The 22,133-nt window shown below is 47.1% G+C and carries 24 protein-coding genes and 1 other annotated feature; of the genes, 3 read left to right on the top strand and 21 right to left on the bottom strand.

All coding sequences use genetic code 11. The annotated features are described in order from the left end of the window. Positions 1-74 precede the first annotated feature (74 nt). Positions 75-307, bottom strand: a binding site (T-box leader). 214 nt (positions 308-521) lie between these two features. Genes hisIE through QYF49_RS03645 form a run of 8 tightly spaced genes read right to left on the bottom strand, consistent with a single transcriptional unit; the run spans position 522 to position 7,022 of the window. Beyond that, the gene (hisIE, locus tag QYF49_RS03680) at positions 522-1,223 is read right to left on the bottom strand and encodes a bifunctional phosphoribosyl-AMP cyclohydrolase/phosphoribosyl-ATP diphosphatase HisIE (RefSeq protein ID WP_290398266.1); all 702 of its coding nucleotides are present in this window, start codon (positions 1,221-1,223) and stop codon (positions 522-524) included. Beyond that, positions 1,220-1,978, bottom strand: a complete 759-nt coding sequence (gene hisF / locus QYF49_RS03675; protein WP_290398265.1) for an imidazole glycerol phosphate synthase subunit HisF — start codon at positions 1,976-1,978, stop codon at positions 1,220-1,222. The genes hisIE and hisF overlap by 4 nt, the downstream gene beginning before the upstream one ends. Continuing rightward, entirely contained in the window at positions 1,979-2,707 is a 729-nt protein-coding gene (gene hisA, locus QYF49_RS03670; protein WP_290398264.1) for a 1-(5-phosphoribosyl)-5-[(5-phosphoribosylamino)methylideneamino]imidazole-4-carboxamide isomerase, read from the bottom strand. Further along, on the bottom strand, positions 2,704-3,339 hold the full coding sequence (gene hisH, locus QYF49_RS03665) for an imidazole glycerol phosphate synthase subunit HisH (protein WP_290398263.1): 636 nt from the start codon (positions 3,337-3,339) through the stop codon (positions 2,704-2,706). The genes hisA and hisH overlap by 4 nt, the downstream gene beginning before the upstream one ends. Further along, on the bottom strand, positions 3,340-3,930 hold the full coding sequence (gene hisB / locus QYF49_RS03660; protein WP_290398262.1) for an imidazoleglycerol-phosphate dehydratase HisB: 591 nt from the start codon (positions 3,928-3,930) through the stop codon (positions 3,340-3,342). After that, a complete protein-coding gene (gene hisD, locus QYF49_RS03655) occupies positions 3,923-5,203 on the bottom strand; it encodes a histidinol dehydrogenase (protein WP_290398261.1) in 1,281 nt (426 codons plus the stop codon). Before hisD ends, hisB begins: the two co-directional genes overlap by 8 nt. Further along, positions 5,200-5,844: an ATP phosphoribosyltransferase gene (gene hisG, locus QYF49_RS03650; RefSeq protein ID WP_290398260.1), complete on the bottom strand. Its 645-nt coding sequence runs from the start codon at positions 5,842-5,844 to the stop codon at positions 5,200-5,202. The genes hisD and hisG overlap by 4 nt, the downstream gene beginning before the upstream one ends. Beyond that, positions 5,841-7,022, bottom strand: coding sequence for an ATP phosphoribosyltransferase regulatory subunit (locus tag QYF49_RS03645; RefSeq protein WP_290398259.1), 1,182 nt, complete (start codon positions 7,020-7,022; stop codon positions 5,841-5,843). The genes hisG and QYF49_RS03645 overlap by 4 nt, the downstream gene beginning before the upstream one ends. A 259-nt stretch (positions 7,023-7,281) precedes the next feature. Here QYF49_RS03645 and cax point away from each other — a divergent pair, with 259 nt between their 5' ends. Together cax and QYF49_RS03635 are read left to right on the top strand one after the other, a co-directional pair. Beyond that, positions 7,282-8,343, top strand: coding sequence for a calcium/proton exchanger (cax, locus tag QYF49_RS03640; protein WP_290398258.1), 1,062 nt, complete (start codon positions 7,282-7,284; stop codon positions 8,341-8,343). Between the two features lie 189 nt (positions 8,344-8,532). Then, positions 8,533-9,537: a TlpA disulfide reductase family protein gene (locus QYF49_RS03635; RefSeq protein ID WP_290398257.1), complete on the top strand. Its 1,005-nt coding sequence runs from the start codon at positions 8,533-8,535 to the stop codon at positions 9,535-9,537. A 35-nt stretch (positions 9,538-9,572) separates the two neighbouring features. On the opposite strand, the gene QYF49_RS03630 is transcribed toward QYF49_RS03635, so the two are convergent. From QYF49_RS03630 to QYF49_RS03580, 11 genes are all read right to left on the bottom strand, one after another. After that, complete coding sequence (locus tag QYF49_RS03630; protein ID WP_290398256.1) at positions 9,573-9,905, bottom strand: GNAT family N-acetyltransferase; 333 nt, start codon at positions 9,903-9,905, stop codon at positions 9,573-9,575. Positions 9,906-10,155: 250 nt separating this feature from the next. After that, a complete protein-coding gene (locus QYF49_RS03625) occupies positions 10,156-10,737 on the bottom strand; it encodes a hypothetical protein (RefSeq protein WP_290398255.1) in 582 nt (193 codons plus the stop codon). Between the two features lie 87 nt (positions 10,738-10,824). After that, a complete protein-coding gene (locus QYF49_RS03620; RefSeq protein WP_290398254.1) occupies positions 10,825-11,340 on the bottom strand; it encodes an acyltransferase in 516 nt (171 codons plus the stop codon). A gap of 1 nt (position 11,341) precedes the next feature. Continuing rightward, positions 11,342-11,983: a pyrophosphatase PpaX gene (gene ppaX, locus QYF49_RS03615; RefSeq protein WP_290398253.1), complete on the bottom strand. Its 642-nt coding sequence runs from the start codon at positions 11,981-11,983 to the stop codon at positions 11,342-11,344. Positions 11,984-12,032: 49 nt separating this feature from the next. Beyond that, on the bottom strand, positions 12,033-12,848 hold the full coding sequence (lgt, locus tag QYF49_RS03610; protein WP_290398252.1) for a prolipoprotein diacylglyceryl transferase: 816 nt from the start codon (positions 12,846-12,848) through the stop codon (positions 12,033-12,035). 33 nt (positions 12,849-12,881) lie between these two features. Next, positions 12,882-13,817, bottom strand: coding sequence for an HPr(Ser) kinase/phosphatase (hprK, locus tag QYF49_RS03605; protein WP_290398251.1), 936 nt, complete (start codon positions 13,815-13,817; stop codon positions 12,882-12,884). 109 nt (positions 13,818-13,926) lie between these two features. Then, positions 13,927-14,442, bottom strand: coding sequence for a GNAT family N-acetyltransferase (locus QYF49_RS03600; RefSeq protein WP_290398250.1), 516 nt, complete (start codon positions 14,440-14,442; stop codon positions 13,927-13,929). A gap of 125 nt (positions 14,443-14,567) precedes the next feature. Further along, positions 14,568-14,939, bottom strand: a complete 372-nt coding sequence (locus tag QYF49_RS03595) for a phage holin family protein (RefSeq protein ID WP_290398249.1) — start codon at positions 14,937-14,939, stop codon at positions 14,568-14,570. Beyond that, entirely contained in the window at positions 14,940-15,134 is a 195-nt protein-coding gene (locus tag QYF49_RS03590) for a PspC domain-containing protein (RefSeq protein ID WP_290398248.1), read from the bottom strand. It lies immediately after the preceding gene. A gap of 12 nt (positions 15,135-15,146) precedes the next feature. Next, on the bottom strand, positions 15,147-16,205 hold the full coding sequence (locus QYF49_RS03585; RefSeq protein WP_290398247.1) for a DUF4097 family beta strand repeat-containing protein: 1,059 nt from the start codon (positions 16,203-16,205) through the stop codon (positions 15,147-15,149). Between the two features lie 95 nt (positions 16,206-16,300). Continuing rightward, a complete protein-coding gene (locus QYF49_RS03580; RefSeq protein ID WP_290398246.1) occupies positions 16,301-16,603 on the bottom strand; it encodes a hypothetical protein in 303 nt (100 codons plus the stop codon). A 202-nt stretch (positions 16,604-16,805) separates the two neighbouring features. Between QYF49_RS03580 and QYF49_RS03575 the strand changes: the two genes are divergently transcribed. Further along, a complete protein-coding gene (locus QYF49_RS03575; RefSeq protein WP_290398245.1) occupies positions 16,806-17,009 on the top strand; it encodes a hypothetical protein in 204 nt (67 codons plus the stop codon). An 84-nt stretch (positions 17,010-17,093) separates the two neighbouring features. On the opposite strand, the gene uvrA is transcribed toward QYF49_RS03575, so the two are convergent. After that, a complete protein-coding gene (gene uvrA, locus QYF49_RS03570) occupies positions 17,094-19,970 on the bottom strand; it encodes an excinuclease ABC subunit UvrA (protein ID WP_425589539.1) in 2,877 nt (958 codons plus the stop codon). Positions 19,971-19,981: 11 nt separating this feature from the next. Further along, positions 19,982-21,964, bottom strand: a complete 1,983-nt coding sequence (gene uvrB / locus QYF49_RS03565; RefSeq protein ID WP_290398244.1) for an excinuclease ABC subunit UvrB — start codon at positions 21,962-21,964, stop codon at positions 19,982-19,984. Positions 21,965-22,133: the final 169 nt, after the last annotated feature.

The raw sequence follows: 22,133 nt of genomic DNA, 5'->3' as shown, positions 1-22,133 counted from the left end.
TTAATTTGAAAGCTGAAGCGACCTCGAGCTGGGCGCTGCAGCTATATAAAATATAAAAAACCACATCCCTATAAAAAAGGGACGTGGTTTTGCACGCGGTACCACCCTTGTTGAAGCTGATTAAAGCTCCCACTCACGAATTAACGGTCCGGGCCGTTCTTTGTTACTGATCTGGCTCTAATAACCGACCGGTTCACAAAGAAAGTTCAAGGAGGTAATTCGTACCTGTCTGTGTACCGGTTTCCACCACCCACCGGCTCTCTGAAACAGGGAGACAACTACTACTCATTCCTCTCATTACTTATTTCTCGTTTAGTTTCTCCCTAGTTTAGTGTATTCGGAGGCGGATTTCAAGTTTATTCCAATGGTTATTTTACTGATTCGTATGTTTGTTTATGGGAAGTCGTGCGCGGAGAAAAGTCTGAATATTCAGAACGGATCGATTTGTTGGGCTCAATTAACTATGCATTTCCCCATCACAAAAAAGCCGCCGGACAACCCGGCGGCTTCATATTTACTCACTATTTTCGATCCTTGGAGGTATGGCGTTCCTCTAAAACACCTAAAACCTCAGCAAACGGAAGCTTTTGTTCCTGCAAAAGAACAAGCAGATGGTAGATCAGGTCGGCTGCTTCCCATTTCAGTTCTTCCTTGTCGTGGTTTTTAGCGGCAATGATCACTTCTGAAGCCTCTTCTCCGACCTTCTTCAAGATCTTGTCCACCCCTTTATCGAAAAGATACGTGGTGTACGCCCCTTCTGGCATCTGCTGTTCTCTCTGAGCGATCAGCCGCTGCAGCACATTAAGTATTTCAGGAGATTTACCTCCTGCCTTGCCCGGAACCACATCGCCGTACGACGTAGTTCCATCGGCCGCCGGCACGTTGGCGGCTGTCACCGAACCTCGAAGCGAAGCCTCGCTAGAAAAACAACTCTCTGCTCCCGTATGGCACGCCGGCCCTTGTGGATCAACAAACACGACGAGGGCATCCTGGTCGCAGTCCATGCGGATATCCACTACTTTCTGTATATTGCCGGATGTGGCGCCCTTGTGCCAGAGCTCCTGGCGGGAACGGCTGTAGAATACCGTTTCACCAATCTCGAGTGTTTTTTTCAATGATTCTTCATTCATATAGGCAAGGGTGAGTACCGTTTTCGTACGGGCATCCTGAACAATCGCGGGCACCAGCCCTTTTTCATCAAACTTTACGGAAGACACTTTCATCGGATCACCATTCCTTTTCCTTTTAACTCTCTCTTTACTTCCCTTACTGACGTTTCTTTGTAGTGAAAGATGCTGGCAGCAAGCCCCGCATCTGCTTTTCCTTCAGTGAAGGCTTCGTAAAAATGCTGTGCGTTTCCAGCTCCGCCAGATGCGATCACTGGGACCGTAACGGCTTCACTTACTGCCTTCGTGAGTTTCAGGTTAAATCCGCTCTTCTCTCCATCCTGGTCCATGCTTGTCAGCAGAATCTCGCCCGAACCCCGTTTCACTGCCTCTTTCGCCCAGGCGGTCACTTCCCACTCGGTCGGTTTTCTGCCGCCGTGTGTGTAGACACGCCACGAACCAAGAGTTTCATCATACTTGGCATCGATGGCCGTGACGATACATTGAGAACCGAAGTAATCAGCGCCCTCCGTAATAAGTTCAGGACGCAAAAGAGCGGCCGTATTCACGGACACCTTGTCGGCGCCTGCACGCAGCACACGTTTCATGTCTTCAAGGGAATTGATGCCTCCCCCTACCGTAAAAGGGATGGCCAGCTGGCTCGCCACCCGTTCAACCACGTCAATCATCGTCTGGCGGCCTTCGTGAGAGGCAGAAATATCAAGAAAGACAAGCTCATCCGCGCCTTCCCGGTCATAAAAGGCAGCAAGTTCGACCGGATCGCCCGCATCAATGAGGTTGACGAACTGAACGCCTTTTACCACCCTGCCCTCTTTGACATCCAGGCAGGGAATGATTCGTTTTGTCAGCATTTATTTCACCTTCTCCAGTGCTTCCTGTAATGTAAACCGGCCTGTGTACAGGGCTTTTCCAATTATCGCACCGCCGATGCCCCTGTGATCGTTTTTCAGTACTTGAAGATCCTCCAATGAGCTGATCCCTCCGGATGCGATCACGTTTTTACCAGTTAAACCGGCAAGCTGTCCAATGGCTTCTGTGTTCGGCCCTTGAAGTGTGCCGTCCTTTGAAATATCGGTAAAAATAAACGTTTCGGCTCCTTCAGCAGCCAGCCGCTCAGCCAGGTCTGAAGCCTTTATCTCTGAATTAATCAGCCATCCTTCTGTCGCCACATACCCTTCTCGAGCATCGATTCCGACCGCAATTTGCTCTCCATACGTACGAAGCATTTTCATTACAAACGCTGGATCTGAGATCGCTGCGCTTCCTAAGATCACCCGGTCCACTCCCTCTTCCAGATAGAAAGCCACATCCTCTTCGGTGCGTATGCCTCCCCCAACTTGTACAGAAACCTCAAGTTCCTTGGCGACTCGGACAGCATGCTGATGGTTGACCCGTTCTCCAGCCTTCGCCCCATCGAGATCGACCATATGGATCCACTTTGCACCTGCTTCCGCGAATTGCTTTGCCATATCAAAAGGGGAGTCCCCATACACGGTTTCCTGGCTATAATCTCCCTGCAGCAGCCTCACGCATTTGCCGCCGCGCATATCAATGGCCGGATACAATATAAATTCACTCATGCTTTCGCCCCCTCTGCCAGTTTGCAAAAATTGCTTAGAATCGTCATGCCGGTCTCTGAACTTTTTTCCGGATGAAATTGTGTTCCGAATATGTTGTTTTGCCCGACCACCGCTGGCACGCTTCGGTCACCGTAATGTGCCTGGGCGATCACACACGCGCTGTCATCCGTCTGAACGGCGTAGGAATGAACAAAATAAACATAGCCTTCATCCAGATTTTCAGTGAGAGGAGACGTCCGGTTGTACTCAAGTTTATTCCAGCCCATATGCGGTACTTTGTACGTCTCCCCGCTGCACGTTACTCCTGAGAACCGTTCTGCCGTTCCTGGAAGCAGACCCAACCCCTTGGTGATGCCATTTTCTGCGCTTTCTTCAAAAAGAAGCTGCATGCCGAGGCATATACCGAGAAGAGGCTTTCCTGCCGCCGCTTCGGCTTTTATAAAATCTGCTAATCCAGTTCCATTTAAAATGCTCATCGCATCCCTAAACGAGCCGACACCCGGAAGAAGAAGCTTATCCGCTTTTGCGAGCTCTTCTTTTCGATCCGACAGAAAATAAGGCTGATCCAGACGTTTCAAGGCTGAACTGACGGAGTGAAGGTTCCCCATTCCGTAATCAATGATCCCGATCATCTACAACATCCCCTTTGTTGAGGGAACACCCTTCACGCGGGGATCGATGAGGGTCGCCTCATCCAATGCCTTCGCGAACGCTTTAAAGACAGCTTCAATCATATGATGGGTGTTAGTGCCGTAGTGAACAATCACATGAAGATTCATTCGAGCTTCCAGTGCAAGCTTCCAGAAGAACTCGTGCACAAGCTCCGTATCAAATGTTCCAACCTTTTGAGAAGGAAATTCTGCACGAAACTCCAGATGAGGACGGTTGCTCAAATCGATGGCTACCTGGGCAAGGGTTTCATCCATCGGAACAAAAGCGTTCCCGTAACGTTTGATTCCCTTTTTATCACCAAGCGCTTCTTTTATCGCTGTTCCAAGACAGATTCCGACGTCCTCCGTCGTATGGTGGTCATCAATTTCCGTGTCGCCCGCAGCTTTCACAGTCAGATCAAATAGTCCATGGCGGGTAAACCCGTCCAGCATGTGGTTCAGGAAAGGAACAGGCGTATCAATTTCTGCCACTCCCTCTCCATCAATAGAAAACTTCAGAGCAATCTGGGTTTCTTTTGTATTTCTTTCTATTGAATAGGTTCGGTTACTCATCTTCCTTTTCCTCCAATCGTTTCTCCACAGCCCGTGCGTGTGCTTCAAGTCCTTCAAGCCGGGCGAATGCGGCAATTTTTTTCGCGTTATCCTGGATCGCTCTTTCACTGTACATGATGACACTTGATTTTTTCGTAAAATCGTCTACATTAAGCGGGGATGAAAAACGTGCGGTTCCGCTCGTCGGCAAGACGTGGTTGCTGCCGGCAAAATAATCGCCAACAGGCTCTGAGCTGTTCGGACCGAGAAAGATAGCGCCCGCATGTTTGATTTGCCCCAGCAGTTCCGTCGGGTTTTGCGTCATAACCTCCAAATGCTCCGGAGCGATCTCATTGATCAAATCGATGCCATCTTTCAAGCTCTCCACGAGATAGATGGCTCCATAATCGCGTATTGCTCGTTCTGCAATCTCTCTTCGAGGAAGGGTCTGGAGCTGTTTGTCCACTTCCTTAGCCACTTGCTCTGCCAGTGCTTCTGACGTGGTAACCAAGACAGAGGCTGATCTCGGATCATGTTCAGCCTGTGACAGCAGGTCGGCAGCAATATAGGCAGGATTGGCGGTTCCATCCGCCAAAACAGCGATTTCACTCGGGCCAGCGATCATGTCAATATCAACTGTACCGAATACTTCACGTTTGGCCAGCGCCACATAAAGATTTCCGGGCCCGACGATTTTATCCACGCTCTTGATCGTTTCCGTACCATACGCCAGCGCTCCTATCGCCTGTGCCCCTCCGATTTTAAAGATTGCAGCCACACCGCTTTCATTGGCCGCTACCAGTACACCTGCCGGGAGCTTACCGTTTTTGTCAGGTGGTGAAACCAGCACGATCCGCTCTACGCCGGCGACTTTTGCCGGAGTTACACCCATAAGCACGGAAGATGGATATGCTGCAGTACCCCCGGGAACATAGACTCCTACCGAATCGAGAGGTATTATCTTCTGTCCGAGCATTGTACCGTCCGGCCGTGTGAAGAACCACGATTGCTTTTTTTGCTGAACATGGTACTCCTCGATGTTCTTTGCGGCTTCTTTTATGATTTCGACCAATTCATCGTCCATTTCCTGATAGGCCTGCTGAATTTCTTCTGGTGACACCCGCAGTTCCTCGAGCATCACCCCGTCGAACTTCCCGGTCAGCTCAAAAAGCGCGGCATCTCCTTGTTCCTTCACCTGGTTTAAAATGTCCTGGACAGAAAGCAGCTGAGCTTCAGAGTCCTGATCGATGCTTCGCTTTAAAGTTTTTATGTCTACCGCCCGCTCAATCTTCACAGTACTTCCTCCTTGCTCTCCACCACTTTGCTGAGGCGTTCGACCAGCTCATCGATCACCCCTGATTTCATTCGGTAGCTGGCCGGGTTAACGATCATCCTGGAAGTAATCCCCTGGATTTTTTCCATTTCTACCAGGCCGTTTTCCTTTAACGTTCTTCCGGTCGAAACAATATCCACGATGCGATCTGCGAGTCCGATCAGCGGAGCCAGCTCGATGGAACCATTTAATTTGATGATCTCCACCTGTTCTCCCTGCTCTCTGAAATACTGTGCCGCTACATTCGGATATTTCGTTGCGATCTTGGGAGCAACCGAGTTTTCCTTCTGTCCGGGAAGGCCGGCCACTGCGAGATAACAGTCGCTGATCTTTAAATCAAGGACTTCATATACGTCCCGTTCCTCTTCAAGCATCACATCTTTCCCTGCGATCCCAACATCGGCAACCCCATGTTCCACATAAGTCGGAACGTCCATCGGCTTGGCCAGGATAAACCGCATTCCTGCTTCTTCTAATTCAATAATGAGTTTTCTGGAATCTTCAAATTCGGGAGGCAGCGGATAATCCGCCTGGCGCAAAAGCTCTACCGCTTCCTGAAAAATACGCCCCTTAGGCATGGCTACCGTTAATAAGCTGCTCATTTTACCTCCCCTTTCACCGGTTTACCGATATAATAAATGACTTCTTCGAAACGTCCGCTGTATTCATCCACATTTCCAACACCTGATATATCTTGTACAACCGCAGACTTCCCTTTTTCGCGAAGCTCTCTTGATTTTACGATTGCTTCTTTTCTCCGTTCCGGACTAAATACGATGCATGTACGGGGGTTGACAGGCTCCTTCACGTCCAGTGCCTCGATTAAGTAATCAAGGCGTATCCCGAATCCAATAGCCTGAGCACTCCTGCCAAATTCATCGAGCAGCTGATCATATCTTCCTCCGCTGCATAACGGGAAACCGAGTTCTTTCGTATAGCCTTCAAATACGATTCCCGTGTAATAGCTCATATGGCTGAAGAGAGTAAAATCGAGGAACACTTTATCTTTTACTCCATACATTTCTAAAATAGAGAATAGCTCCTGCAGATCAGCGACTGCCTTTTGCCCGCCGGCTGCCGCGATTTGTTTGGCCTCTTCCAGGATTTCTTCGCTTCCACGCAGCTGAAGCAGGTCGAGCAATCGCTTTTTATCGATGGACGACAGTGCCAGGTTTTTCACATGGCTGGCGTAGCCGACATAATTTTTTTCATATAAAAACCTCAAAAGCTCTTCTGCTCTTTCTGCATTTCCAAGGACTTCAAGAAAAAGTTCATTAAGAAAGCCGATATGTCCCACGGCCACTTTAAATTCATCCAGTCCAGCTTTAGAGAGAGCGGACACCATGAGTGCGATGACTTCTGCATCCGCACTTGAAGTTCCGTCACCGATCAGTTCAACGCCCACTTGTTCAAATTCCGCCGGCCGGCCGCCCTCCCGCTGCTGTGAACGGAAAACAGCCGAATCATATGCCAAACGGATAGGATACGAAACATTTTTCATACTGGAAGAAACCACACGGGCGATCGGGGCCGTCATGTCCGGTCTTAGGACGAGTGTCTTCCCTTCTGAATCCAGGAGTTTGAAGAGCTGCTGATCCAGGATGGCAGATGCTTCGCCTACCGTGTCATAATATTCTAATGTAGGGGTCTGAATGAACTGATACCCCCAGCCTTTAATTTCTTGTTCCATCACCTGACGAACCTGCTGTTTTACTTGATATAGTAAGGGAAGAGTATCTCTCATCCCCATTGGCTTTTCGAATACAAACGGCTTTGACATCGTCTCACACCTTCACTATGCTTTAGTTCGCTAATATACTACCAAGATAAAATATACGTTGTAGTCTACACTTCTTTTATAGATTCGTCAACCGAAAGAGCAGAAAAGGAATAGCTTGCAGGCTATCCCAATTTATCGATAAAATACGTTACATACGAGTGAAAAAGGGAATACTTGATGGGAGCTGCAACAAAAGGATACATCTTGAAGACAATTTAGTATTACACGAAAAAAACACTACTATAAAGGAGCATACATATTGGTTAATCGTATTTTTTTCATCGGAATTATATTAGGAATTCCTTTATCAGTGGCCGCCAGCCTGTTGCATTGGCCGGCAGTTGCATCATTCATTATTTATTGCTTCACGATTATTGCTCTTGCTTCCTTCATGGGAAGAGCAACGGAGAGTCTCGCCATTACGGTCGGCCCAAGGATCGGAGGGCTCCTGAACGCCACCTTCGGCAATGCTGTAGAGCTGATCATTTCTATTTTTGCCTTAAAAGCTGGATTAGTTTCGGTCGTGCTCGCTTCTTTAACAGGTTCAGTCTTGGGGAACCTTTTGCTTGTAGGGGGACTTTCTTTCTTTATCGGCGGATTAAAGTTTAAACGGCAAAAATTTAATGTGCATGATGCCCAGCACAACGCAGGATTAATGATTTTTGCCATTGTCGTAGCTTTTGTTTTCCCTGAGGTTTTCTCATTGACGCTTGATAACCACGAATCTTTTACATTGAGCGTTTGGGTGTCAGCCATCATGATTTTCCTCTACTTGGCAGCCCTCTATTTTAAGCTTGTGACCCACCGCGGTGTTTATGCTTATGAAGAAGAAACGGGGCCGCATGATGAAGAAGAAACCGCAGAGTGGACAAAGAAGAAATCGATTATTATATTATTTCTCGCCACTTTAGCAGTTGCGTACATTTCAGAAAACCTCGTTCACACGTTTGAAGAAGTAGGAAAAACACTTGGCTGGAGTGAAGTCTTCATCGGGATCATCATCGTCGCGATCGTCGGTAACGCCGCTGAACATGCCTCGGCAGTATTGATGGCTTACAAGAACAAAGTTGGCGTGACCGTGGAAATCGCCGTCGGTTCCACATTGCAGATCGCCATGTTTGTTGCTCCTGTTCTTGTTCTGGCTTCCGCATTGTTCGAAAAGCAGATGTCACTCGTCTTCTCCCTGCCTGAACTCGTCTCAATGGTTTTAGCCGTGTTCCTAACCATCTCCCTGACGAATGACGGGGATACCAACTGGTTCGAAGGCTTGACCCTTCTTGCAGCCTACCTGATCATGGGTGTCGGGTTTTATCTTCTGTAACAGCTGACTTGGATTAAGTTGAAAGGTTTATAAAACACAGGCGAAGGAGATGAACTGGTTCATTTCCTTCTTCTTTTTATGTGCTAAAACGTTCTCCTTTTTGTATTTTCTCTAACATACTTGTCCTTTTCCATGGATAAGGTAATAGTAAGACTAACACTTATGTTTAGAAGAAGGCGGTGAAGGCCGATGCCGGAAGTTATTCAGCTGGGTTCCCTGCATTTAAACTCTCAGCTTTTGCTCCTCTTGTTATCTGGAATGTTTGCTTATGCAGTGGTGCATGTTAAAGCAAAAAAGGAAAAGGCCGCGTTTGCAGAAATCCATCTCTTATGGAATGCTGTAACCCTGTTGCTGATCATTTGGAAGATCAGCTATTTCATTTTTCATCCATTGCTGACGTTCAGGCATCCCAGTTCCCTTCTTTATTTTTCAGGAGGCACACCGGGGTTGGTTTTGGGAGTGATCACAGCAGGTTCGTATGTATTCGTTTCTTTGAGCAGATCGAATGCTTCAGTATCCTTGTTGTTATCCACTGGCACACTCTCTGGAGCTGCCTTCTACCTGTTCTATGGAGGTGTTCATGCGTTCTGTGAAAGAACGATCTTGTCCACTGCGCTTTTCACCGTTGTATTCGGGCTGTTTATGGTTCTTGTATTCATGAAAAACAAACGTGTGCATAGACTTAGCTCCATCGTTTTTGCAGCTCTTGCTCTGTTTTCATTCTCTGCAGCGCCATTCGGAGAGAAGAGTTACCCAGCCGCTGAAGCAGGAATATCAGGATTGAAAAGGGGCAACATCCCGCCTGAGTTTACACTGAAAACAATTGACGGAAGGACACTCTCCCTTTCCCAGTATAAAGGAAAAACAGTCTTCCTTAATTTTTGGGCAAGCTGGTGCCCTCCGTGCCAGGCTGAGATCCCGGAAATGCAGCGGTTTCAAAAGAAACACGGCGGCAGGGATGCGGTCATTTTGGCAGTGAATCTTACGTCTGAAGATTCAAGAACAGCTGCCAGAGCATTTGCCCAAACACATCATGTCACCTTCCCGGTATTGTTGGATGAACAGGGAAAAGTCAGTCGCAAATATCATGCTTTTACCCTGCCTACGACCTATGTTATCGACAAAAGCGGCAGAGTTGCTCAGCTCCATATCGGCCCTCTGAATGCAGACACGATGGAATCGCTGCTTCCATAGATCATCACAATTTCTTTCCAGAAAGAATAGTAGCCTTAATTTTTCTCGGCGGTTTCCCTACAGTATTTTCCGAAAAGAATAGAATAGCGTTCATAGCCCATCTTGTTTTCATAGAAACGATGGGCATCTTTCCTCTGAATACCGGACTCCAGTGTAGCAAATTCGCAGCCCTGTTCATTCGCCCAATGATGCACATAATCCAGCAGTTTTTCTCCACACCCCTTTGATCGGTAATCCGCAAGAGTGACGAGATCATAGACAAAAATATGCTTTTTATTATAAAAATTGGTTCGTATGATAATACCAGCTGCAGCTGCTGTTATTCCTTCGTGTTCAAGGGCAAAAAGACGGTATCCCTCCTTGGACATGGAACTGATGAGCTACAGATACTCCTGGGACAGTGCCGTTCTCAGCTCCTTCATCACGGAAAAACCCTTGAGGCACTCGGACGCTCCGATCAATTCTTTTACCGTTCCCACCATCTTTTCCATGTCAAACCCTCCATTTCAGCTACCTTAGTTATTTCTCTAAATGATGCGGAATTCCTTGAACGGCCGTATTTTAAACAAAATAAAAAAAATCAACGCCTTTGCAAGCATTGATTTTTCCAAGTAGAATTTAATGTTTTCTGCGCAGCCGCCTTACTTTTACAAATTGAGAGACAAACTTCTTAACTTCTAAATCGCGGTACAATAAATAAAACCGGTGATGATGTCCGTCCTTCATTTCAGACAGGCTGCAATCCAGGTGTTCGTCTAATTCTTTTCGTGAAACATTCACTGTATATATTTTGCCATGGTTCGGAATTTCGATGGTTACATGATTAAGGAAATGGAGTTCTTTCAGCAGATAAACCGTGGAATCAAGGAGTAGTTGGTACACTGCGCCTTCAGTGCCTAAGTAGTGTAGGTAGTCTTCTTTCGCTAGTGCGGAATACGGAACCAGCCTGCGATAGGATGCAAAATCTCCAAAATAATAGATCCTGGCTTTATCGTCATGCAGCTCATAGTGCTTAACAAACGAGCTTCCCTTTAACCGGGAAACTGCGGTGCGAAAACGGTAAGCGTCTCTAGTTGCAAGAAGTTCTGTGTTGTTGCTGGCTTGGGATGCAGAATGCTGACTCATGGAGCAATCATCCATGAGATGGCCTACTTTGAATGTATCTCTTACAAAAAATATGGAAAAAGACTTCCGATTCAAATTTCTTCCCTCCTGCTTACCGAGTTGTCTTGTTACTAGTATACTCCTTTCATCATAAAAACCCAAGAGCCGAAAGCACGACAAAATTCAACTTTTTTCCCGCTCCCGGCCTTCCATTTCCTCTTTCGTATAAATGATCTGCATGGGGTTCCCGCCGACAAAGGCTCCTTCCGGCACATCTTTATGAACGAGTGTACCGGCTGAAACAACGGCACCGTTTCCAATCGTCACTCCCGGGAGGATTGTGCTGTTCGCACCGATCATCACTTCATCACCAATGATCACATCACCAAGCCGGTACTCCCGAATTAAATATTCATGAGCGAGAATGGTCGTGTTATAGCCGATCACCGTGTTTCTGCCAATCGAAATCCGTTCGGGAAACATGACATCCAGCATGACCATCAAAGCGACTGCCGTATCCTCTCCTACCTTCATTCCAAGAAACGTCCGACAGATCCAGTTTTTCACGGGCAGGAAGGGCGTATAGCGCGATACCTGGATGGCAACGAAATTTTTCGCTACCTTCCAAAAAGGCACGGTCGCATAGACCTGGTAGAGTGAGTTTTTGCCTTGGACAGCATACCGTTCCGTCTTCCTCAATTTAGTTCTCCCCTAAAATAGCAAGTAGGTCTGTCATGTGATCAAGCATATAATCCGGCGAAAATTCTTCAAGATATTCTCGGCCTCGAATGGTCCAGGCCACCCCTGCTGTTTTAGTGCCTGCATTTTTTCCTGATAGAATATCATACTTGCTGTCGCCGATCATGATCGCTTCCTCTGGTTTAGCATTTAGCAGTGCCAGCGCTTTTTCCACAGGTTCAGCATCCGGCTTCGCTCGCTCTACATCATCGAGCGTAACGATCGTCTCAAAGAAACGGTCAAGGCCTGCGAGTTTAAGGCCCAAATGAACCGAGTTCCTCATTTTCGTTGTTACGATACCTAGTTTATAGCCATTCTTATGCAGCGTCTCTATCGTTTCAATAACCCCTTCAAACTCTGTAACGAGTTCATCGTGATGAGAGAGGTTATGATCTTTGTAAGTTTCTATGAGTTCCTTCACTTGGTTCTTATCAAAGAGTTCCATCGTCTCTGTCAGAGGCATACCCATCAGGGGAATGATATGTTCACGGTTGTACTGTTCTGGAAAAAACTTATCAAGCGTGTGAAGATAGGAGGCAATGATCAGCTCGTTCGTATTAATGAGTGTTCCGTCTAAATCAAATAAAGCCGTATTGATTTTCATAAGAATTCCTTTCTTGTTTTTTGTTTTATGTAAAGGTCAGCCGAGCGGCTCACCCTTCCAGGTAGCGTTTCTCGGACATGCCCGTTTTGCGTCGATAGATGATTAAACTGACCGACAAGACGATCAGGACGAGTGAGATCACTTGGGCGATCCTTAAGTTTGATGTCAGCATCAGGCTATCCGTCCGCAATCCTTCAACGAAAAATCTCCCGATGGAGTACCAGATCACATAGCTGAAAAACAGCTCTCCCCGTTTAAGGTTTGCTTTTCTCAGTAACATGAGGATCACAAATCCGGCTAAATCCCAAAGTGATTCATATAAAAAAGTAGGGTGATAGTACGATCCGTTAATGTACATCTGATTCACGATAAAATCCGGAAGATGCAGCGTATTCTCCAAAAAGCTCCGGCTCACCGGCCCGCCATGTGCCTCCTGATTCATAAAGTTGCCCCAGCGCCCGATTCCCTGTCCCAGTATGATGCTCGGTGCTGCGATGTCCGCAAGCTTCCAGAAGGAGATGCCGCTCATTTTTGAAAAAATAAAAGCTGTTAAAAATGATCCGATGAGCGCACCATGAATGGCGATGCCCCCTTCCCAGATCGCGACGATTTTATTGGGATGCTTGCTGTAAAAGTCCCACTCAAATGAGACATAATAAATGCGCGCACAGATGATCGCTATCGGCACCGCCCACATGACGACGTCCACGAACGCATCTTTTCCGAGCCCGCGGCGTTCAGATTCCCTGACGGCAATCCAAAGGCCGAGCAAAGCTCCAAGCCCGATGATCACCCCATACCAATAGACGGTTATGGGGCCTAGTTCTAAAGCAACCCTGTCGATCGGTTGAATACTAGAGTCCACGTTTCCACTTCCTTTTTTCTTTCTTTTCTATGATTATAAATCTTCATCGTCTCCTGATGCGATCGCATCTGTCAATCTGTCGTTAAACTGCTTGGCTGCATTCATACCCATCCGTTTCAGGCGGAAGTTCATCGCAGCAACTTCTATAATGACAGCAAGGTTGCGTCCCGGCCGAACAGGCACCGTTAGAATCGGCACCTCAGTGTCAAGTATCGGCATGGTCTCTTCCTCAAGACCCAGACGATCGTAGACCTTTTTGGAATCCCACGTTTCCAGGTTGATAATGAGAGAAATCTTTTTATAGTTACGGACTGCTCCCGCACCAAACAGCGTCATGACATTTATGATGCCAAGACCGCGGATCTCGAGCAGATGCTGGATGAGCTCGGGTGCACTCCCCACGAGTGTCTCTTCATCTTCCTGGCGGATTTCTACCGAATCATCCGCAACGAGGCGATGGCCCCGTTTCACTAGCTCTAGTGCGGTTTCACTTTTTCCTACCCCGCTGTCTCCTTTAATAAGCACTCCGATTCCATATATATCAACTAAAACACCATGAACAGCGGTCATTGGTGCAAGACGGCTTTCCAGATAATTGGTCAGTCGGCTCGACAGGCGGGTGGTGGTCATTTTCGTCCGCATGATCGGCACGCCTGTCCCATGAGAGGCTATCAGGAGCTCTTTTGGCACTTCCATTTCACGAGAGATGATGATGCCCGGTGTTTCATCTGTGCACAGCTGCTCCAGCCGCTGTCTGCGAATTTGCGAAGGCAGCTCACTGATAAAAGAAAGTTCCGTCTTTCCAAGAAGCTGAAGGCGCTCCGCCGGGTAATAGGTATAATACCCAGCCATCTCCAGTCCGGGGCGGGAAATATCACTGGTCGTAATGGTACGGTGCACGCCTTCTTCCCCGCTGACCAGTTCAAGCTGAAATTTATCGATCAACTCTTTTGTATGTACTTTCGCCATGGTTTCCTCCTATTTTTCATCCATTCCACTATTATTGTAACACTAAGGACATTACGGTAACAAAATTCATTTTTGAAAAAAATTTACCATCCTGCAGCCCTAGTGTCTGCTATTCTCCCGATGCATAAACACGTGTGCGGTTTCCATTGAAGAAGACCGTTTTCTCATAGGCCATTCCCAGTTTTTTCGCCACAGCGATCGACGCTGCATTCTTTGGATGAATGAGAGAGATCAGCCTGCCGTACTTTAGCTGATTTTTTCCATAGGACGTGAAAAAAGCGGCGGCTTCTGAAGCAAACCCTTGCCCCCAATAGGGTTTGGCCAGCCAGTAGCCGATCTCCGTCTCTTTCCGGCCCTCAACGACCTGCCGGACCAGGCCAGCGTGCCCGATCGGCTCCTCTGTCTCCTTCAGCTGGATCACATAAAGTCCCAATCCATTCTTGTATCCGGGAAGGATCCAATTCTCTAAACTTTTCCATGCTTCCTTATTTGTTTTGGTTAATCCCCTGCCTATGTATCGCACAACATCAGGCTGTCCCCACAAAGACGCATAAAACTCAAGATCGTCCATCGTGTACTGCCTGAACCGCAGCCTTTGAGTCTCCACTGTATACCCCCTCCCCATGCTGCCCATTTGGTATTTTCGCGTTGACTTTTAACCATCCGTGGTTCCTGGCACCGCAGGCTTTTTCTACCCCAATTCTAAGGTGCCTGGAACCGCACCTCATTGATTAATCTGAAAAAGCGCCCCTAGTTGGAACGCTTCTTTTTTTGCATAGGTTCGATAATAAAGTTTTGAATGAGCAGATTTAAAATGGCGATAATGATGGCTGCCAAAAAGGCGGCTCCAAATCCATCGATATCAAATTGATCCCCCATGACCTGTGCTGTCAGCATGAGCAGGATAGCATTTATTACGATAAGGAACAGCCCGAATGTGAGCACAGTGACGGGCAGGGTCAGCAAGACCAATATAGGCTTAATAAATAAGTTAAAGATGGAAAGGATGACGCTCGCCAAAAAAGCAGCACCCGCTCCTTCAAGGTGAAAAGGTGGATAATAGCCTGCAACAACCATGAGAACAACGGTGTTTACAAGTAAAGATATGAACCAGTTAAACATTTACTGCACTCTACTTTCTTCAGGAATGATAAGCATAGCAATCAAATAACCGATAACGACAGGGGCTACTGCCGTTGCGATCAAAGCAACAATGAAGATCAGGCGGATGATGGTAGCATCCACAGAGAAATAATCAGCAATCCCGCCGCATACACCTGCTAATTTCCGGTCACTCGAACGAACAAGTCTTTTCATGGTGTCACTCCTTTATTTAACCTTCAGAATGGCGATGGATCCTGTCTTGGCTTCCGCTTCCATCCGGTAAGCCGGTTCGTTTCCTTTATTAGCAATAAAACGAAGAAACTTCTTCGTTACTTCCTTTTTTTGCTCCAAGACTTCCATTCCGTCAAAATCACTGACCAGGCCTCCGACATACGTTTTTAAACTGGCCTCTACTTCAAGTGACTCAGGCAATTCTGCTTCTATTTTACCCGTGACTGTTTTTAAAGATGCATATCCAGTCGCCGGAGCGTCTAATCGATAATAGATCGAGCCATTAATGGTTTCAATACGGATGTCATCCACCTTTCCATTCAGGCGAACCGGACCATTCATGGTCTCAGCAATGAGCTCTTTCCATTCGCTTTCCTTTAAGGTAATGCTTCCGTTGGACGCTTCTGCCTTCAGCTTCTCTCCGCTGCAATTATTGACGAACAACGAGCCAATCGTAGTTTTTAAAGCCATTTGCCGGCCTTCACAATCGCCAACTTTAATTCCGCCATTAAACGTCACAAGCTTGATCTCCTGATAAATCTTTTTGGGGACCGAGATGACGGCATTTACTTTCTGATGCTTATTTCGGGCGTAAAAACGCAGGCGGGTGGCATCACAATCATAAAACGTTTCGTTGCGGAACTTTGTTTTTGCTGCTGTGCCTTCCGGAATCTTATAGACTTCCGCCTGACATTCAATCTGAACATCGTTTCTCTCCCAAGGAACAACAGTGATGGATCCATTATAAATGTCGATATCAATGGCCTCAAACATAACATGACGGTCTTCAAAGATGTAGTGAACGTCCTCATGCGGACCAAAGTTCAGATCAAAATCAACCGTCTTGATCCGCTTAACGACTCTGTTGATGAATTTCCCCATTTTAAAGCCCTTGGAAGTATCCTTTTTTGTACTTTTTAATTTATTAGTCAACGTCCCGGATGGCAGCGCAAACCCTTTTTTATGGTTAACCGCGAGCAATAGTTTCTCAGCTTCCTCAGCTGAAATCTTGCCTTCATTAAGCATGGTTAAAATCATTTTTCGCTCTTCCATATGAAATTGACGCCCCCTTCAAAGTTTTAAAAAACCGGCGCCGGCTGATTCTAGGCTGCTTTCTACTGTTCCGGTCAATACATGCTGACATTCAACTATCGGGTAAAAACTTTAATTCCCTGCATTATATTCCACACCATAATGGCTAATGAAGTAAGGCCGAATAAGATCACACTCACGATGATCGCCTTCATATTAAACTCTGTTTCAGCCGAGATGATAATCCCCAGCGGTATCGCGATAAGCGGGAAAAGATGCGATAAAAAAGCTCTTTTGGCATGCTGGATCACCTCTTGATCCGGAACCGCAAAATAAACGACCGCCGGAAAAAGAAAGGGTGCAAAAAACAGGCTGAAATAACAAAATGCCGATACAAAACGTCTTACATTTGGGTTCATGCTGTGTCTCCTCCTGAAATCTAGAACAACGAAAAGGACTACTTCTTCTAATTCTACTTAAGAAATATACATCCTTTAAAAATTCACAGGTGTATTTGTTTTTTTCCCTTATTATAGGCTATCTTAGATAGGGATACTTATTTTTTGCACCCATGCCTTCACTCGAAATGAGAGAGTAAGGGAAATCAATATGGAGGATAACATGTTTTCAACCCAAAAAGCGATAAAATCTTTCTTTAGTTTTTTAACCATCCTTATGCTGGCTGGCATCATATTCGGAGCACTGGGAGATTCCAGCGCCGATTATTCCGCATGGGAACGGCTCTTGGCGGCGGTCGTAGGAAGTTTGTTCGTTGTGCTCATAAATTACCTTTTATACAAGCTATTACTTTTTCTAAAAAAATAGAAGAGCTCTGCTGTTTTTTTACATTAAAAGTGCCAGGCACCACGATTACACACTTGTGTAATCACGGTGCCTGGCACTCGTTTTTTATTTTGTCACTGATTCTTTTTGTTGAAGAACAGCGTCCATGCGTTTCTTGTCCCGCTTGAGGATGGGAGCAAGATAACGGCCCGTATGTGACTCAGGGATGCCGGCTAATTTGTCCGGCGTACCCGCGCCGACAATTGTTCCGCCTTTGTCTCCGCCCTCGGGACCAAGATCGATGAGGTAGTCACATTGTTTGATAACATCGAGATTATGCTCGATCACAACGACTGAATCCCCATTATCTACGAGCCTTTGAAGGACTTTCAACAGACGCGAGATATCATCTACATGAAGCCCCGTTGTCGGTTCATCCAGAATGTAGATCGTTTTACCGGTTGAACGCTTATGGAGCTGAGAGGCAAGCTTCACCCGCTGCGCTTCTCCGCCAGATAGGGTCGTCGCTGACTGGCCAAGTTTTATATAGCCAAGACCAACATCTAGAATCGTAGCCAGCTTACGGTTGATCTTAGGTATATTGGCAAAGAAATCCACACTCTCCTCAACCGTCATATCCAAAATTTCCGCAATGTTTTTCCCTTTATATTTCACTTCCAGTGTTTCGCGGTTGTACCTTTTTCCGTGGCAAACTTCACAAGGAACATAAACATCTGGAAGGAAGTGCATCTCGATCTTGATAATCCCGTCTCCACGGCAGGCTTCACAGCGTCCGCCTTTTACGTTAAAGCTGAAACGGCCTTTTTTGTATCCGCGGACCTTCGCTTCATTGGTGGATGCAAAAACATCCCGGATGTCATCAAAAACACCTGTATAGGTAGCCGGATTGGAACGCGGTGTCCTTCCAATCGGCGACTGGTCGATGTCGATGACCTTGTCCACGTGCTCCAAGCCCCTGATTTCTTTATGCGCACCCGGTTTAACCTTGGCCTTATGGAGCTTCTGTGCCAATGCTTTATGCAGGATCTCATTAACAAGCGTACTTTTTCCGGAACCGGACACTCCGGTTACCCCTGTAAAAAGTCCAAGAGGAATTTTTACCTTTACGTTTTTTAAATTGTTTTCAGAAGCACCGATGACTTCGATGTTCCTCCCGTCCGGCTTCCTTCTCGCTTTTGGAAGCGGAATGAACTTTTTGCCGGAAAGATATTGTCCAGTCAGGGAGTTCGGATCATCCATAATTTCATTCGGGGAGCCTTGGGCAGTGATCATTCCTCCATGAGCTCCCGCACCTGGTCCGATATCGATAATATAGTCTGCAGCGAGCATCGTATCCTCATCGTGTTCTACGACGATCAAAGTATTCCCCAAGCTGCGCATCTCTTCAAGTGTGCGGATCAGCCGGTCATTATCCCGCTGATGAAGTCCGATTGAAGGCTCATCCAGGATATACAGAACACCCATCAGCCTTGAGCCGACCTGTGTGGCAAGCCGGATACGCTGAGCTTCTCCTCCGGATAATGTTCCAGCTGCACGGTTTAATGAAAGGTAATCGAGTCCCACATTTACAAGGAAGCCGACCCGGTCAACGATCTCACGCAAAATTAAGCGGGCGATCGCGCGCTCTTTGTTTGTTAGATCAAGATTTTCAAAGAATTCTTTCGCCTCGGTCACAGATAGAGCGGTGGCTTCACCGATATGCTGACCGTTGATTAGTACCGCCAGCGCTTCTTTTTTCAATCGGTACCCTTTGCATGAAGGACAGGCTTTTTGTCCCATGTAGCCTTCCATCTGCTCCCGGATGTAATCTGAACCCGTCTCTTTATAGCGGCGTTCAACGTTAGCCAGAACGCCTTCAAAATAAATATCATTCGTTTTAACTTGCCCAAAATCGTTTTTATACCGGAAACGGATTCTCTCGGTATCACTGCCATAAAGGACTTTATCGAGCTGATCTTTAGGCAGGTCTTTAACAGGAACGTCCATATCAATTCCAAAATGACCGCACACACTCTTCAGAAGCTGCGGGTAGTACTGGGAGCTCACAGGCGTCCAGGGAGCAATCGCATTCTCATTCAGCGACAGGCTCCAGTCAGGGATGACGAGTTCAGGATCAACCTCAAGCTTCATTCCAAGACCGTCACATGAAGGGCATGCACCGAACGGGCTGTTAAAGGAAAACAGGCGCGGCTCAAGTTCACCGATTGAGAAACCGCAATATGGGCAGGCATGGTTTTGGGAGAAAAGGAGTTCTTCCTCACCCATCACATCGACCGTAACGGTTCCGCTGGCAAGGTTCAGCGCTGTTTCAAGAGAATCAGCAAGACGTGTGGCGATTCCTTCCTTTACGACAATACGGTCGACGACAACATCGATGGAATGCTTCTTGTTCTTTTCAAGCTTAATATCTTCGCCGATGTCCCGAAGTTCACCGTCAACTCTTACACGGACATAGCCCTGCTTTTTAATGTCTTCGAGCACTTTAACGTGTTCACCCTTGCGGCCTGAAACAACGGGCGCAAGAATCTGCAGCTTCGTCCGTTCAGGGTACTCGATAATACGGTCGACCATCTGTTCAATCGTCTGTGATGTAATCTCAATGCCGTGATTCGGGCAGACCGGCCGGCCAATGCGTGCGAAGAGGAGACGGAGATAGTCATAAATTTCTGTTACAGTCCCAACTGTTGAACGCGGGTTCCGGCTGGTCGTTTTCTGGTCGATCGAGATGGCAGGAGACAGTCCTTCGATCGAGTCGACATCGGGCTTATCCATCTGGCCCAGGAACTGCCTGGCATAAGCAGATAACGACTCAACATAGCGCCTCTGCCCTTCTGCATAGATCGTATCAAACGCCAGCGAGGATTTTCCTGACCCGGATAAACCGGTCAGAACGACCAGTTTATCCCTTGGAATCGTAATATCTATATTCTTTAAATTATGGGCGCGTGCACCCTTTACTATAATGTTCTGGTTGGTAGACAACAACAATCACCTTACCCTTCAGCCTTAAGCTCAAGTATCATATCACGAAGCTCTGCGGCCCGCTCAAACTGCAGATTTCGTGCTGCGTCCTTCATTTCCACTTCCAGACGCTCGATAAATGCTTCGCGGTCTTTTTTGCTCATTTTTTGTTTAGGGGCTTTAGATGTATATTCTTCCGCTTCCTCAGCCGCCTTTGTGGCGCGGATGACATCGTGCACTGCTTTTTTAATCGTTTGCGGCGTGATCCCGTGTTCCTCGTTATACTTCAATTGGACGTTGCGGCGCCTCTGTGTTTCGCCGATGGCGATCTCCATGGACTTCGTAACATGGTCTGCATACATGATAACGTGGCCATTGCTGTTACGCGCTGCACGGCCGATCGTCTGGATGAGTGACCTTTCCGAACGAAGGAATCCTTCCTTGTCGGCATCCAGAATGGTAACCAGTGACACCTCAGGAATATCCAATCCTTCTCTTAAAAGGTTAATCCCTACCAGCACATCAAACACACCGAGCCTGAGGTCCCTGATGATCTGGATCCGCTCCAATGTTTTGATTTCAGAATGGAGGTATCTTACCTTTATACCCATTTCCTGCAGATAATCTGTCAAATCCTCAGACATTTTTTTCGTAAGGGTAGTGACGAGCACCCGTTCATTTTTCGCCACACGATCGTTGATCTCTCCAAGAAGATCATCAATCTGGCCTTTGCTCTTCCTCACTTCAATGGTCGGATCCAGCAATCCTGTCGGACGGATGATCTGCTGGATCGGTTCTGGCGCGTGCTCCGCCTCATAAGGGCCTGGAGTCGCAGAAACATAAATATGCTGGAACTTGTCTTTTCCTTCAAATTCATCAAACGTCAGCGGACGGTTGTCCTTGGCTGACGGCAGACGGAAGCCGTGCTCTACAAGCACATTCTTTCTGGCCTGGTCACCGTTATACATACCGCGGATCTGAGGCAGGGTAACATGGGACTCATCGATGACGATCATAGAATCATCTGGAAAATAATCAAGCAGTGTATACGGTGTGGATCCGATCGGGCGAAGCGTCAGGTGCAGGGAATAGTTTTCGATGCCTGAGCAGAATCCCATCTCACTCATCATTTCTATATCATAGCGGGTCCGCTGTTCAAGCCGCTGTGCCTCCAGAAGCTTTCCTGCATCATTGAGCTCCTTCAGCCGCTCCTCCAGCTCTGCTTCAATCCGCTGGATCGCCAGTTTCATTTTTTCTTCACGGGTAACAAAGTGGGATGCCGGGAAGATCGCGACATGCTTCCGCTCCCCGACAATTTCTCCTGTCAGGGCGTCCACCTCTGTAATCCGGTCGATCTCGTCTCCAAAGAACTCTACCCGCAGGCAGCGTTCATCACGGGATGCGGGGAAGATTTCCACTACGTCTCCGCGTACACGGAAGGTACCGCGTGTGAAGTTAATGTCGTTGCGGTTGTACTGAATATCCACCAGATCACGAAGAAGCTGGTCCCTGTCTCTTTCCATGCCTGTGCGCAAGGAAATGACCATACTCTTGTACTCCTCCGGCGAACCGAGGCCATAAATGCATGAAACGCTGGATACGATGATTACGTCCTTCCGTTCAAAAAGCGAGGAGGTGGCACTGTGTCTGAGCTTATCAATTTCGTCGTTGATGCTCGCGTCCTTCTCGATGAACGTATCGGACTGCGGGATGTAAGCTTCCGGCTGATAGTAATCATAGTAGCTCACAAAGTATTCAACCGCGTTATTCGGAAAGAATTCTTTAAACTCACTGTACAGCTGCCCTGCCAATGTTTTGTTATGGGCGATAACCAGCGTTGGTTTATTCACCTCTTTTATGACATTTGAAACCGTAAATGTCTTACCTGTACCTGTAGCGCCAAGCAGTGTCATTTTTTGCTTCTTCTCTTTGATCCCCTGAACCAGCTTCCGGATCGCTTCAGGCTGGTCTCCCTGAGGTTCGTAAGAAGATACAAGCTGAAAAGACTCACTCATTTCACAACCTCCGTTCCTAAATTTTGCTAATAAGATTATAACACAGCTGAACTGCAAAACTCTAATTTTTACGAACAAATATTCGCGCGTTAAATGTTGGAAATAACGAATTTATCAAGTGAAATATATTTTCATCCCTCTCCGCTTGGTGTACACTTTGAATGTTGGA

This window comes from Fictibacillus terranigra (genome assembly GCF_030412265.1).
Classification (GTDB): domain Bacteria; phylum Bacillota; class Bacilli; order Bacillales; family Fictibacillaceae; genus Fictibacillus_C; species Fictibacillus_C terrinigri.
Note: the sequence above shows the minus strand (reverse complement) of the source record. Positions and strands in the feature narration are given on the sequence as shown.

What these genes read in the sequence shown, in the direction of transcription:
- QYF49_RS03630 (WP_290398256.1), bottom strand. Translation starts at nt 9,905, where the DNA reads ATGTCCAAGGAGGGATACCGTCTTTTTGCCCTTGAACACGAAGGAATA.
- hisF (WP_290398265.1), bottom strand. Translation starts at nt 1,978, where the DNA reads ATGCTGACAAAACGAATCATTCCCTGCCTGGATGTCAAAGAGGGCAGG.
- hisH (WP_290398263.1), bottom strand. Translation starts at nt 3,339, where the DNA reads ATGATCGGGATCATTGATTACGGAATGGGGAACCTTCACTCCGTCAGT.
- QYF49_RS03585 (WP_290398247.1), bottom strand. Translation starts at nt 16,205, where the DNA reads ATGGAAGAGCGAAAAATGATTTTAACCATGCTTAATGAAGGCAAGATT.
- hisIE (WP_290398266.1), bottom strand. Translation starts at nt 1,223, where the DNA reads ATGAAAGTGTCTTCCGTAAAGTTTGATGAAAAAGGGCTGGTGCCCGCG.
- hisA (WP_290398264.1), bottom strand. Translation starts at nt 2,707, where the DNA reads ATGAGTGAATTTATATTGTATCCGGCCATTGATATGCGCGGCGGCAAA.
- hprK (WP_290398251.1), bottom strand. Translation starts at nt 13,817, where the DNA reads ATGGCGAAAGTACATACAAAAGAGTTGATCGATAAATTTCAGCTTGAA.
- QYF49_RS03595 (WP_290398249.1), bottom strand. Translation starts at nt 14,939, where the DNA reads ATGTTTAACTGGTTCATATCTTTACTTGTAAACACCGTTGTTCTCATG.
- QYF49_RS03635 (WP_290398257.1), top strand. Translation starts at nt 8,533, where the DNA reads ATGCCGGAAGTTATTCAGCTGGGTTCCCTGCATTTAAACTCTCAGCTT.
- QYF49_RS03645 (WP_290398259.1), bottom strand. Translation starts at nt 7,022, where the DNA reads ATGTCAAAGCCGTTTGTATTCGAAAAGCCAATGGGGATGAGAGATACT.
- ppaX (WP_290398253.1), bottom strand. Translation starts at nt 11,983, where the DNA reads ATGAAAATCAATACGGCTTTATTTGATTTAGACGGAACACTCATTAAT.
- QYF49_RS03575 (WP_290398245.1), top strand. Translation starts at nt 16,806, where the DNA reads ATGTTTTCAACCCAAAAAGCGATAAAATCTTTCTTTAGTTTTTTAACC.
- hisB (WP_290398262.1), bottom strand. Translation starts at nt 3,930, where the DNA reads ATGAGTAACCGAACCTATTCAATAGAAAGAAATACAAAAGAAACCCAG.
- uvrB (WP_290398244.1), bottom strand. Translation starts at nt 21,964, where the DNA reads ATGAGTGAGTCTTTTCAGCTTGTATCTTCTTACGAACCTCAGGGAGAC.
- hisG (WP_290398260.1), bottom strand. Translation starts at nt 5,844, where the DNA reads ATGAGCAGCTTATTAACGGTAGCCATGCCTAAGGGGCGTATTTTTCAG.
- QYF49_RS03590 (WP_290398248.1), bottom strand. Translation starts at nt 15,134, where the DNA reads ATGAAAAGACTTGTTCGTTCGAGTGACCGGAAATTAGCAGGTGTATGC.
- QYF49_RS03580 (WP_290398246.1), bottom strand. Translation starts at nt 16,603, where the DNA reads ATGAACCCAAATGTAAGACGTTTTGTATCGGCATTTTGTTATTTCAGC.
- QYF49_RS03600 (WP_290398250.1), bottom strand. Translation starts at nt 14,442, where the DNA reads ATGGGGAGGGGGTATACAGTGGAGACTCAAAGGCTGCGGTTCAGGCAG.